Consider the following 13667-nt stretch of genomic DNA (forward strand, 5'->3'; position numbering starts at 1 on the left):
CATCTGGAAATAGCTGGCAAAATGTTAATGTCTGTTAACGCAGGGTCTTTGCCGTACCTTTAAGCCTTTCACGACAAACGGAACACGGTTAAATAACCGTAAACAATAATTTATTAGATGAAAAAACTCTTTCTTTTAGACGCATTCGCTTTAATATACCGGGCGCATTTTGCTCTTAGCAAAAGTCCCCGTTTTACATCCGGGGGATTGAACACCTCAGCCATTATGGGTTTCACAAATACTTTGCTTGAAGTACTGAGAAAAGAGAATCCCAGCCATATGGCTGTTGTCTTTGATACCGATGCTCCCACAGAACGCCATACAGATTACACAGCTTATAAAGCTCATCGCCAGGCAATGCCCGAAGATCTGGCACTCGCCATTCCGTTCATTGTTCGATTGATCGAAGGCTTCAATATTCCCGTTCTTTTTTCTGACGGTTACGAAGCAGACGATGTAATAGGTACCCTTGCCAAGAAAGCTGAAATGGAAGGCTTTACCGTTTTCTGCATGACGCCCGACAAAGATTTTGGGCAGCTTGTTTCTGAGAATATCTTCATTTACAAGCCAGCCAGAATGGGCAACACCATGGAGATCCTGGGTGTAAAAGAGATCCTGGAAAAGTGGGAAGTTGAGCATATTGAACAGGTAATTGATATACTGGGCCTATGGGGCGATGCAGTAGACAATATTCCTGGCATTCCGGGTATCGGAGAAAAAACTGCCAAACTGCTAATCAAGCAATATGGCTCTATTGAGAACATGATTGCCAACAGTCACGAGCTTAAAGGGAAATTAAAAGAGAATGTTGAGAAATATGCTGACCAAGCCATTGTATCTAAAAAGCTTGCAACCATCATGCTTAATGCACCGGTGGATCTCGACGTGACGGCACTAAGGGTAGATAAACCTAACCGTGAGGTTCTGGAGCCTCTATTTGCAGAACTTGAATTCAGAACTATAGGTCGTCGTGTTTTTGGCGATGAATTCAGTGTTTTGGATAATAAGCCCGCTGAAAATGGAAGCTCCCAAATGGATCTGTTTAGCAGTACTCCAACTGTCCAGGCCGGCGATAAAAACCAGTCTCCAGTAGCTGAACCTGAAGAAAGATCGGCTTCTAAAAACATTGAGAATACCCCTCACAGTTATCACCTGGCCGATACCGATGAGAAAAGAAAAGAGTTAATTCAGCTCCTAAGTAGTCAGCCGGGCTTTTGTTTTGATACTGAAACCACCTGTCCGGATGCTAATGATTGCGAACTAGTTGGCTTATCTATTTCTATCAAAGCAGGCGAAGGCTGGTATGTTCCATTCCCTGAAGACCAGGTAGAATGCCAGAAGTTTATTGATGAATTCAAAATGTTGTTCGAGAATGAAAGCATAGCTAAATGGGGTCAAAATCTTAAATATGACATTTTAGTGCTCAATTGGTACGGCATCTCCGTAAAAGGGCAGCTATTTGATACGGTGTTAGCACATTACCTCATCGATCCGGATTCACGTCACAATATGGACCTGCTGGCAGAAAACTATTTGGGTTATTCGCCAGTTACCATTTCTTCGCTCATGGGCAAAGGCAACAAGAGCCGCAATATGCGGGATGTAGACATTGAAGCGATGAAAGAGTATTCGGCTGAGGATGCCGATATCACCTTGCAGCTTAAACAAGTTTTTGATCCTTTACTGGAGTCTGCCAATGCCTCTAAGCTAGCAATTGAAATTGAAAATCCGTTAATCTATGTTCTAAGTGACATGGAACGCGAAGGGGTTAAAGTTGATCAGGAGGCGCTTGCTGAATTTTCAAAGCAATTACAAACAGATCTCAAATTGCTTGAGCATACCATCTACGATAAAGCAGGTGTTAAGTTCAATATTGCTTCTCCAAAGCAATTGGGCGAAGTGCTGTTTGACAAATTAGAACTTGATCCGAAAGCAAAGAAAACCAAAACAGGTCAATACCAAACCGGTGAAGATGTTTTATTAGCGCTGGCAAACAAGAGCGATATTGTAGCGGACATACTGGATTTCAGGCAGCTTCAAAAACTTAAATCGACCTATGTGGATGCACTGCCCTTAATGATCAATAAGAAAACCAACCGTATTCATACGTCCTATAATCAGGCCGTTGCGTCTACCGGAAGGTTAAGCTCCAATAATCCAAACCTTCAAAATATTCCTATCAGAACAGAGCGTGGTAGAGAGGTGCGACGAGCATTCATACCTCGCGACGAAAATCATGTTATTCTATCTGCGGATTATTCTCAGATAGAGCTTCGTCTGATAGCCGAGATCAGCAAAGATGAAAACATGATGGAAGCTTTCGCTCTGGGCCTGGATATTCATACTGCAACCGCTGCAAAGGTTTATGGAATTGCTTTAGAGGATGTCACTTCTACGCAACGTCGTAACGCCAAGGCGGTAAACTTTGGGATTATTTATGGACAGTCAGCCTTCGGCTTATCTCAAAGTTTGGGTATCCCCCGGAAAGAAGCAGCCGAAATTATTGAAAACTACTTCAAGCAGTATCCCGGAATCAAGGATTACATGAACAACACCATGAACTTCGCCCGTGAGAATGGCTACGTGGAAACTCTAATGGGACGCAGACGTTATTTAAGAGACATTAATTCGGCCAACGCTACAGTGAGAGGCTTCTCAGAAAGAAATGCAATTAACGCGCCCATACAAGGGTCGGCCGCTGATATGATTAAGATAGCTATGATTCATATCCACCAGGATATTAAGAATCAGAAGCTTGATTCGAAAATGACCATGCAGGTACATGATGAATTGGTGTTTGATGTGCTGCGCACTGAAGTAGAACAAATGAAAAAAATCATCGAGTACCGAATGAAGACCGCTATTAAAACTACGGTTCCGATATTGGTTGAGGTAGGCCAGGGTGAAAACTGGCTAGAAGCGCATTAAGCATTATTTAACCTACCGCCCTTAAAATGTAGCTGGCTACAGCCTGCCACATGAATTTAATTAAACAACAATTTTTGATTTGCCATTTGCGGATGTCAAATTCATAAGACTTTACAAAGCAGTATCAGCAGATACTGCTTTTTCGTTTCTGTATGGTACTACTATCCTGACTTCCTTTACTACGCTTCAGGTTAGTTCACAAATTTGGGCGACTACCACGAACCAGTTGATGAACCTCCCTGACTGTGTGACTTTAAAACTTCCGACAGTTATTTTATAGTAATAGTTGATAACTTTTAAAGAGCGCGCATCCCGTATTTCAAAGAATTAGCTCAGGTTTGGTTTCACGCTTACTATGTGATTACTATGTGATTACTATGTGATTACTATGTGATTACTATATCATCCTTCGATCAGGAACCTGTGAGCATCCTGTAATAACAGGGTGTGTACATGGTTCGCGTAGGATGGTCGCATGCATCCCCAGACTTTATTCTCTAAATATATTTTCAGCTTAAATCAGGGAAAGAGTTGACGATAAAATCTTATTTGAAAGATTTTGTTGAAATTGCGAGCTCGTTGACAATAAATATCTTTAAATTCTCATTCTGATTTTCACATGGATTTTTCTGATTAAGTAAGTAACAATTACTATCTTGAAATAAAATCATTGAAATGAATGTAATTCACCTAAGTGCAGAATGTTATCCGGTAGCAAAAGTTGGCGGATTGGGTGATGTGGTGGGTGCGCTGCCAAAATATCTTTGCAGAGACGGGATACAGGCTTCGGTAGTAATGCCTTTTTATGACCGCAAGTTTGTTAGAGAAAACGACTTTGAAACTGTCTGCGAGGGTACCGGCAAGCTGGGGCACCGTCCTTTCGATTTTACCATATTAAAAGAAAGCACCGATAAGTTAGGATTTGAGCTGTATCTGATTCGCATTCCGGGACTGCTGGATCGGCAGGAGGTTTATGGTTATCCGGATGAAAGGGAACAATTCATCGCTTTTCAGCTTGCGTTCTTAGAGTGGATGGTGCAAACACGCGCTCGTCCTGATGTCATCCATTGTCACGATCATCATACCGGGCTAATACCTTTCCTCGTTTCCCATTCTTACAGATATAATTTTTTAAAAAGTGTTCCTACGATATGCACCATTCATAATGCGGAATATCAAGGCTGGCTTGGCTGGGATAAGTTAAGCTACCTGCCAGAGATAGACTTGTCGAAGTCAGGCTTATTAGATTGGGGGGGCTGCATAAATTCTCTCGCCGCTTCTGTAAAATGCTGTTGGAAATTCACCACTGTTTCACCGTCTTATCTCACGGAACTGTCTGTTAACTCGAATGGCCTTGAGCATTTATTCCGGATGGAACAACAGAAGGGGCTCGGGATAATTAACGGAATTGACACTGAGGTTTGGAATGCTGAGACTGATCCAAGAATCAAGGCACACTATAACCCCGCAACTCTGTCAGATGGCAAGAAGGCAAATAAAAAACATTTATGTGACGAGTTTGGTTTGACTTTAAAAAACCCGCTTTTTGTATTTATCGGCAGGCTTGTAGGCGAAAAGGGGGCTGACTTACTTCCTGAAATAATCGAGCGTGTTTGTACAGAATATAAAGGCAGGGTCAACTTCCTGGTATTGGGTTCTGGTGAGCCTGAGGTAGAACAGGAGCTTCGATTATTATTAGCTACATATAAAAAGCAATATGGCTTATTTATAGGATATGATGAAGACCTTGCGCACAGGATTTATGCCGGCGCTGATTTTATCATTATGCCATCAAAAGTAGAGCCCTGCGGATTAAACCAGCTATACTCTTTGCGGTATGGCACTATGCCTGTGGTAAGTGACACGGGTGGATTACATGATACCGTAATTGACATTGACGCAACCGGGGGTTATGGTATCCGATTTGCGAATGCAACAGCGGACGATGCCTTTGAAGCTGTTAACCGCGCTATAACTTTATATGCAGACGGCAAGAAGTTAAAGGAATTACAGAAACGGATGATGTCTCTTGATTTTTCCTGGAATAGGTCAGCCGATCAATATATTGAATTATACAACAGTTTAACCAACCTTTAAATATGGAATCTAAAGTACTCAGTGTAGTCCTTGGCGGCGGTCAAGGCTCCCGATTGTCGCCTTTAACTTCGACCCGATCAAAGCCGGCTGTACCTATCGCCGGCAAGTACCGTCTTGTAGACATACCGATTTCTAATTGTTTGAACTCCGGATATGAGCGAATATTTGTAGTTACTCAGTATAATTCCGCTTCTCTTAATAAGCATATAAAGAACACCTACCACTTCAGCATCTTCAGCGATTCATTTGTTGACATACTGGCTGCCGAACAGACGCCTCACAACGTTACCTGGTTTCAGGGGACGGCAGACGCTGTAAGACAGTGCCTTCATCATTTTGTCCAGCACAGCTTTGAATACATCCTTATCTTATCAGGCGATCAATTATACCAGATGGATTTTGGTGAAATGGTTGAACACCATGAAAAAACAGGGGCTGATATCTCTATTGCCACTATTCCGGTAACAGCCCGTGAAACCTCAGGCTTTGGAATTTTAAAAGCGGATGAAGATCACGTGATTACTTCGTTTGTTGAAAAGCCAACCGCTAACCTGCTCCCGGACTGGGTTTCTGACACTGGTGATCAAATGAAGTCTCAGGGGCGCGAGTATCTCGCTTCGATGGGTATTTACATCTTTAACCGCCAGGTGTTGTTCGATCTTTTAGAGGGGAACAACCGAACTGACTTTGGAAAAGAGATTATCCCGCAATCATTGGAAACGCACAAAGTAGTGAGTTTTCAATACGAGGGTTACTGGACAGATATTGGTACCATCAGCTCGTTCTTCGAAGCAAACATCGGGTTGACTGAAGACATTCCTGATTTCAATCTTTTTGATAAAAAGCCTATTTATTCACGGGCGCGGATGTTACCCCCTTCCAAAATCTCAGGCACAACGTTAGAGAAAACGGTTATTTCTGATGGATGTATAATCAATGCAAGCAGAATAGAGCGTTCAGTTATTGGGATCCGGACTCGCATTGGCACTGGAACTACCATCGTGAACGCTTATGTAATGGGTAACGATTACTATCAGACGCTGGATGACATGAAAAAAGCTCACGATAACCATTTACCTATTATGGGAATTGGCGAGCGCTGCTATATTAAGAATGCTATCCTTGACAAAAACTGCTTTATTGGGAATGATGTAAGAATACACGGCAAGGAGTCACTTCCCGACGGTGATTATGATACGCATACAATTAAGGATGGTATCATCGTGATCAAGAAGTTAGCTGTAATTCCTAATGGCACCGTTATTTAATTTATAGCTCCATACCCTGGCCTACTGGCAACAGCCGCAGGTTTAAGCCTGCTTTCTCAAACTTATCCATAGCCTCCTGTTCATTTATTTGAATGGGAGGAAATGTATTGTAGTGTATTCCAATAATGTTTTTGCAATTGATAAACCCGGCGGCTTTAATGGCGTCGTCTATCCCCATGGTAAAGTTATCTCCAATCGGTAAAAATGCCCAGTCAAGCTTTTCATCGGCCAACAGCTTCATATCATAAGTGAGCGCTGTGTCGCCAGCAAAATATATGGTTTTGCCGTCCGCATAAATAAGGTAGCCCGCAGGATTTCCACCGTAACTTCCATCCGGAAGAGAACTGGAGTGTATTGCATTAACCATTTTTACACGACCGAAATCAAAGCTGTGCGCACCACCGATATTCATTCCATGCACCTTACTGACATTGTTTCTGTTTAACCAATAAGCTATTTCAGCGATACAGATTACAGTTGAGCCAGCATTCTTTTGAATTTCGAAAAGGTCAGCAGTATGATCTTCGTGGCCGTGAGATAATAAGATATACTGGGGCTTGATTTGTTTAATATTGATATGGGCAGCCAATTTATTCGGTGTAATGAAAGGGTCGAATAAAATTATGGTTTCTTCAAGCTGCAACTCTATGCAGGCATGTCCGTATGAAATTGCTTTCATATAACCCTCTACTTGCCAAAAATGTTACCCAGTCCACCCATCATATCACGGGTAGCAGCCTGCATTTCTGTCTGACTTACCTGCTCTGCCTGTTGCATCACCTTATTAATGGCGGTAAGCAGCAGTTCTTCGAGTTCCTCGCTATTGGCTTCCTTCAAGAATTCAGGGTCAATATGGATAGCAGTTAAAGATTTATTGGCTGTTGAAGTAACGCTAATTTTGCCCCCTTCCACTTCGGCACTCACGGATATGGTGTCAAGGCGTTGCTTAATTTCCTCGGCTTTTTTTTGAGCTTCTAATAATTTATCGAACATTTTATTTGAGTTTGTTCAAAAATAAACATTCGGATGCAGTAAAGGTTTATAAAGTGCTGCGGATTATATCAGGAGAAAGGGGTTTAGAAATAAAACCGTTAACAGTAGAATATCTTTGAGCCTTCAAAATATCTTTCTCATCAACCGAGGAGGTGACTATAAAAATGCGGATGGGTTTGGCGATTTGGTTTTTAATATCCTCGTACTGGTCTAAGAAGTCCCATCCATCAATAACCGGCATGTTTAGATCCAGTAAGATAACATCAGGCAAATTTGATGCGGTTTCCTTGTTTTCTTTCAAAAAGATAACGGCTTTCTCAGCATCAACAAAGCTCGTATACTCATCAAAAAGCTGATACTTTTCAATCATGATTTGAGCAATCCGTTGATGTATCGTGTCGTCGTCAATAATAAAAACTCTGCTCATTCTTTTTAACGCCCTAAAATTCGTTCAATAAACTTTCTCATACTAACTACTGTGGCGCTAAGACTAATGTCTCAAGACATGATTCCGATCCAACCCTCATCAACTTTTTCGTGCCCTCCTAAATACGAAATAAAGGAGCATTTAGTTACAAGCCGAAAATAATGGTTTCATTTAAGTATTGATATCTATAGTTCCTGGCAGTGGACATAGCTTTTTTGCGGAATCTGGACCAATAAAAAATAATTCATCACTCATCTGCTTCAGCAGAAGCAACAGCGCCATTACCAAAATAAGCACCACGGCGAATCACCGGCATATCTACAATATCATAAAGCCCATCTAACTTTAGCAGACTTCCATTAGTCAGGTTGCTTAATAATATCACGGTAATATCTTTACTGAGGTTACGAACATAGATATGACGGAAACCATGCCACCACCCAGTATGGTACACAATCTGCTGATCGCTCCCCTGAAATGTACGCCAACCATAACCATAGTTGAAGTGACCACGTTCCATAGCATTATGGGGTGCGTAAGCTGAATCCTGCGTTTGCTTTTTAATGAGTCGATTTTCCCGCATGGCGCGATCAAAAAGATATAAATCGTGCACGGTGCTGTAAATACCCTTGTCTCCAACAGGGCCATCTAAAAAGTTTTGGGCTACCGAGCGTCGCCAGGTTCTGTCATGACCGACTACGTCTACGGGAATCTTGTCGTATACCGCTTTAGAATACACAGCAGTTTTCTTCATTCCCGCGGGAGCAAACACACGTTCCTTCATAAAATTGGCGAAGGCCATGCCGGTAACCTTTTCTATAATGGCAGCCAACACCATATAGTTGGAGTTATTATAATGGAACTTTTTGTCTGGTTTGTTGTAAGGAGCTGGCTTATACTTGGCTATCAAACCCATCACTTCCGCATTTGTCATTCCTTTTCTCTCATCCCTGTGTTCAGATTTCCAAATATTATCGGCGAAATAAACGTAGTTCATCATTCCCGAACGGTGTGTCAGAAGCATCTTTATCGTAATACCTTCGTATGGGAAATCCGGGAAGAAAGTCCGAACGTCCTGATCAAGCTTTAGCTTTCCCTCTTCAACCAAAATTAATACTCCGGTGGCGGTGAGCGGCTTTGATACCGATGCAAGTTCAAAAACCGAATTGATCTCTAGACTATCGCGGTGCAGGTGGTCTGCCCAGCCAAAAGAGTTCTGATAAATGATTTTCCCTTTTTTTGCTACCAGAACATTCCCGTTAAATGAATATTTGCGGTGCAGCTCTTTCATAAACTCATCAATTCGCTTATTTGCTTTTTCTGGATTATATACTAAAGCAAAGCTGTCTTTTCTAGGATTATCAGCGGATTTTGAAGCTTTATCGTTTGACGTAGAGGAGGAACATGATTGAAAAATAGTAAAAGTTAAGAGCAGCAAAGCCGGCCCGCGTAGGCAATGAATCATTATGAGTTTGTGATTATGTTATGATAGAATAGCGAAAAGTAAAAAATATTATAAAAAGCAGCAGAAAAGAATTGTAAACACTTTGATACTCTTTTGGCTGATGCTGCAAAGGTAAAGCCAAATTGGGAACATTAAGGACAGAATGTTCTTTAAAAAATCTAAATTTGTGGCCTTAAAACCATATCCCGAGATGACATACAGAGTAGAACATGATACCATGGGCGAAGTTCAGGTGCCGGCCGACAAGTATTGGGGTGCACAAACAGAACGCTCCCGTAATAACTTCAAAATCGGTCCGGAGGCTTCTATGCCTGCAGAGATAATTGAAGCTTTTGCTTATCTGAAAAAAGCGGCCGCTTATACCAATACCGACTGTGGTGTTCTACCATCAGAAAAGCGGGATATGATTGCGCAGGTCTGCGACGAAATACTTGCCGGAGAAATGAACTCCGAATTCCCGTTGGTTATCTGGCAAACTGGCTCGGGCACCCAATCAAACATGAACGTCAATGAAGTGGTAGCAAACCGGGCTCATGTAATACAGGGAAATAAACTTGGCGAGGGACAGACTTTTATTCATCCGAATGATGATGTAAACAAATCACAGTCATCTAATGATACGTATCCAACTGCCATGCACATTGCTGCTTATAAAATGGTGGTTAAAACAACGATCCCTGGTGTTGAAAAACTTAGAGATGCTTTACATGCAAAATCAGAGAGCTTTAAGGATGTGGTTAAAATTGGGCGTACGCATTTGATGGACGCCACTCCCCTTACCCTGGGTCAGGAATTTTCTGGCTATGTATCTCAGCTTAGTCATGGCTTAAAGGCTTTAAGAAACACCCTTGATCATCTATCGGAACTTGCTTTAGGAGGCACAGCCGTAGGAACCGGAATTAACACACCGAAAGGCTATGATGTTAAGGTTGCTGAATATATTTCGACGTTCACGGGCCTGCCCTTTCGTACCGCAGAAAATAAGTTTGAAGCACTGGCAGCACATGATGCCATTGTGGAAACTCATGGAGCTTTAAAGCAAATTGCAGTTTCTTTAATGAAAATAGCCAATGATATCCGGATGCTTGCCTCTGGTCCCCGATCTGGTATTGGTGAAATTCACATTCCGGATAATGAACCGGGTAGTTCAATTATGCCAGGAAAGGTTAATCCGACTCAGAATGAAGCGGCTACTATGGTTGCTGCCCAGGTAATGGGAAATGATGTAACTATCTCAATAGGCGGATCTAACGGCCATTATGAGCTGAATGTTTTCAAACCAGTGATGGCTGCCAGCTTTCTGCAGTCGGCCCGTTTGCTTGGTGATGCCTGTGCTTCTTTAACAGATCATTGTGTAGTGGGGATAGAGCCCAATTACGATGGCATCAAAAAGCATTTGGAGAATTCATTAATGCTGGTTACTGCGCTAAATCCGCATATCGGTTATGAGAATGCAGCCAAAATCGCCAAAAAGGCGCTAACAGAAAATACATCACTCCGGGAGGCAGCCATCGGACTAAACCTGGTAACAAACGACCAGTTTGACGAGTGGGTTAGACCAGAAAATATGATTGGCGGATTAAAATAAAATAAACATGAGCCTTCTTAAAAGTAGAGCGGCTTTGAAATTATGAGCCGCTACTTCAGATTTTTTCCTATTCTTTTACTCTTATTTACTTCTTGCAAGTTTAATTCCAACCTTCAGAACAAGGGTGTTGATTATTTGCAGGGTGTATGGGTTGAAGGTAGCGTGAGTTATCGGGAACAACTGCTTCAGTATACCACTCATCAATATAAATTTACCTGTGACTCGTTTTATACGACCTTGACAACATTTGCTAAAACGAATATGTATCCCGATAGCTGTTTCAACGAAGGCAAATGGACAGAATATGCTAAAGGGAACTATATCGTTAAAGGAGATTCGCTTGTACTCTCCGGAACTTTTACCAAGTCTAACTTTAAACAGAAGATTAGCGGATGTTATCGTATAGGACTGTACCTGGAAACGTTTCTTATTAAGAATAACCCTGGAAAGACTATTCAACTTCAAAGTCTGAAGCAGCATAGACCCGTATATCTCACCCTTAAACAAAAGACTGTTTGTATACAGCAGCCGATTAATTAAATTAAAATGAAGTTTTCTATAAAACATATCCTGTTAAGTTTCATATTACTTTACATCCCTGCTCAAACCATGGCCTGGGGAATGCTTGGTCACCGCATTGTGGGAGAGATTGCAGATAGCTACATTAACGCTAAGACCCGTAAGGAGATCAAAAAAATATTAGGTAACGAATCGTTGGCCATGGCCAGCAACTGGGGAGATTTCATAAAATCAGATCCTGCTTATAACTATTTGGGAAACTGGCATTACGCTAATTTTTCGGACAACCTCGACTTTCAGCAGCTGAAAGAAGCTATGGAAAAAGAGACAGGAACCAACATCTACAACAGGATCAACTTTCTGACTGCCGAATTGAAACATCGCGACCTTGAAGCTGGAAAGAAAAAAATGTATCTGCGTTTGCTAATTCATCTGGTGGGTGATTTGCACCAACCGATGCATATGGGTCGCAAAGATGATAGTGGCGGAAATGGAATAAAGCTAACCTGGTTTTACGCACCCAGCAATTTGCACCGCGTTTGGGATGAAGATCTGATCGACTACCAGCAACTGAGTTATACGGAATATACGAAGGCTATTAACTTCACCACTTCCAAAGAGCTTAAAGCCTGGTTGAATGATGATTTGGGAGTATGGGCTTTTGAATCATATAAAATCAGTAGAAGACTATATTCTTCCGTCAAGCCTGAAGAAAAGTTGGGCTACCGGTATAACTTCGATCATATTGCCACATTAAACCATCAGCTATTAAAAGGTGGGGTGCGCCTGGGTGGCTTGCTTAATAAAGTGTTCTCTAGATACTAATAAATTTATTTGCCGGCCGGAATATCGTTGAATACTTCCTTATAAGTGAGCACCGCATACCTGCAGAAAATCTGGACAATAGTCTCTCGAGGGTGACGTCGGGGCTTCGTCTGCGAATTTCTGATAAATCCACATTGATTGCTGCCACATTGCAATTGTGCGGGCAGAGTTTTTACCTTTGCCCAATGTCTATTATCAAACCATCTCTTCCGAAAGGCACAAGAGATTTTTCGCCTTCAGAGGTGGTCAAGCGGAATTATATCTTCGATACCATAAAGTCAGTTTTCCGGAAATTTGGATATCAGGAAATCCAGACACCAACGATGGAGAACTTGTCCACCCTAACCGGTAAATATGGTGATGAGGGCGATAAATTGATTTTCAAGGTGTTAAATTCCGGAGACTACCTTTCTAAGGCAGATCAACAAAAGCTTGCCAATCGTAACTCCAACAGCTTGACTGCTGAAATATCTGAAAAGGCCCTCCGTTACGATTTGACCGTGCCATTTGCCCGGTATGTCGTAATGCATCAAAATGAAATCGTATTTCCCTTCAAACGTTTCCAGGTACAACCAGTATGGCGGGCCGACAGGCCTCAGAAAGGACGCTATCGTGAATTTTATCAGTGCGATGTAGATGTAGTAGGTTCCGACAGCCTGTTGAACGAAGCCGAATTTGTTCTGATATACGACGAGGCACTAAGTCTTTTGGGTCTCAGAGATTTTAGTGTAAAAATAAATAACCGGAAGATATTAACCGGAATAGCCGAAATAATAGGAAAGCCTGAATTAATTGTCGACATGACTGTCGCTATTGATAAGCTGGACAAGATTGGCTTGGATGGAGTCTGTACAGAACTTCTTCAGAAGGGCTTCACGGAAGCTGACATCGACAAAGTTAAGCCTGTAATTCTTTTACAAGGAAGTAACAGAGAGAAGATTCGCTCCCTGAAAGAAGTTTTAAGCAGTTCAGAAGCCGGATTAAAAGGCATCAGCGAGATAGAAACTATATTGTCCTACCTTGAGAGCCTCAGTATTATCAATGCCACTGTGGAGCTGGATGTGACGCTAGCCCGAGGGTTAAACTACTATACAGGAGCTATCTTTGAAGTAAAAACCAACGAGGCGGCAATGGGGAGTATTGGTGGCGGAGGCAGGTATGATGACCTTACCGGTATGTTTGGATTGAAAAATCTAACCGGAGTGGGAATCTCTTTCGGAGCAGATAGAATCTACGACGTTTTGGAGGAATTAAACCTCTTTCCAGAAAGCACGCAACAAACTACTAAAGTCCTGATTAGCAATTTTGACGCAGCTGCTGAGCGCTACGCACTACCTCTTTTGCAGCAAATGAGAAAGGAAGGGATTGCCGCTGAGTTGTATCCGTCTGCAGCTAAGTTAAAAAAGCAAATGAGTTATGCCGATGATAAAAAGATAGAATATGTTGTTCTGATCGGTAGTGATGAGATGGAAAGCGGTAAATTGACGTTGAAAAACATGCATACAGGGGCACAGGAGAAACTATCACCGGATGAATTGGTGAAAAGGCTGAGATAGC

At 42.0% G+C, this 13667-nt stretch carries 11 protein-coding genes; 7 read left to right on the forward strand and 4 right to left on the reverse strand.

Going from position 1 to position 13667, the window contains the following annotated elements:
- The first annotated feature begins 117 nt into the window (after positions 1-117).
- The 3 genes from polA (at position 118) to AC1MCB_RS15815 (ending at position 6293) form a co-directional block, all read left to right on the forward strand.
- Positions 118-2928 carry a DNA polymerase I gene (gene polA, locus AC1MCB_RS15805; RefSeq protein WP_479965678.1) on the forward strand — a complete coding sequence of 937 codons (2811 nt, stop codon included), beginning with the start codon at positions 118-120 and terminating at the stop codon, positions 2926-2928.
- A gap of 675 nt (positions 2929-3603) precedes the next feature.
- Complete coding sequence (locus tag AC1MCB_RS15810; RefSeq protein ID WP_479965679.1) at positions 3604-5025, forward strand: glycogen synthase; 1422 nt, start codon at positions 3604-3606, stop codon at positions 5023-5025.
- A gap of 2 nt (positions 5026-5027) precedes the next feature.
- A complete protein-coding gene (locus tag AC1MCB_RS15815) occupies positions 5028-6293 on the forward strand; it encodes a glucose-1-phosphate adenylyltransferase (RefSeq protein ID WP_479965680.1) in 1266 nt (421 codons plus the stop codon).
- Between the two features lies 1 nt (position 6294).
- Here AC1MCB_RS15815 and AC1MCB_RS15820 read toward each other — a convergent pair whose 3' ends face one another.
- The 4 genes from AC1MCB_RS15820 to AC1MCB_RS15835 all read right to left on the reverse strand — a co-directional run bounded on the left by AC1MCB_RS15820 (position 6295) and on the right by AC1MCB_RS15835 (position 9178).
- Positions 6295-6972, reverse strand: coding sequence for a metal-dependent hydrolase (locus tag AC1MCB_RS15820; protein WP_479965681.1), 678 nt, complete (start codon positions 6970-6972; stop codon positions 6295-6297).
- Positions 6973-6980: 8 nt separating this feature from the next.
- The gene (locus AC1MCB_RS15825) at positions 6981-7286 is read right to left on the reverse strand and encodes a YbaB/EbfC family nucleoid-associated protein (protein ID WP_479965682.1); all 306 of its coding nucleotides are present in this window, start codon (positions 7284-7286) and stop codon (positions 6981-6983) included.
- A gap of 46 nt (positions 7287-7332) precedes the next feature.
- Positions 7333-7713: a response regulator gene (locus tag AC1MCB_RS15830; protein ID WP_479965683.1), complete on the reverse strand. Its 381-nt coding sequence runs from the start codon at positions 7711-7713 to the stop codon at positions 7333-7335.
- A gap of 247 nt (positions 7714-7960) precedes the next feature.
- Positions 7961-9178: a serine hydrolase domain-containing protein gene (locus AC1MCB_RS15835; RefSeq protein WP_479965684.1), complete on the reverse strand. Its 1218-nt coding sequence runs from the start codon at positions 9176-9178 to the stop codon at positions 7961-7963.
- Positions 9179-9368: 190 nt separating this feature from the next.
- On the opposite strand from AC1MCB_RS15835, the gene fumC reads away from it, so the two are divergent.
- The 4 genes from fumC to hisS all read left to right on the forward strand — a co-directional run bounded on the left by fumC (position 9369) and on the right by hisS (position 13666).
- Positions 9369-10766 (forward strand): class II fumarate hydratase, encoded by a 1398-nt coding sequence (gene fumC, locus AC1MCB_RS15840; RefSeq protein ID WP_479965685.1) that lies wholly within the window; start codon positions 9369-9371, stop codon positions 10764-10766.
- Positions 10767-10808: 42 nt separating this feature from the next.
- On the forward strand, positions 10809-11306 hold the full coding sequence (locus AC1MCB_RS15845) for a fumarate hydratase (RefSeq protein WP_479965686.1): 498 nt from the start codon (positions 10809-10811) through the stop codon (positions 11304-11306).
- A 6-nt stretch (positions 11307-11312) separates the two neighbouring features.
- On the forward strand, positions 11313-12110 hold the full coding sequence (locus tag AC1MCB_RS15850) for a S1/P1 nuclease (protein ID WP_479965687.1): 798 nt from the start codon (positions 11313-11315) through the stop codon (positions 12108-12110).
- Between the two features lie 185 nt (positions 12111-12295).
- A complete protein-coding gene (hisS, locus tag AC1MCB_RS15855) occupies positions 12296-13666 on the forward strand; it encodes a histidine--tRNA ligase (protein ID WP_479965688.1) in 1371 nt (456 codons plus the stop codon).
- Position 13667 lies beyond the last annotated feature (1 nt).

The sequence above is a fragment of the Daejeonella sp. AP26 genome (assembly GCF_056680515.1).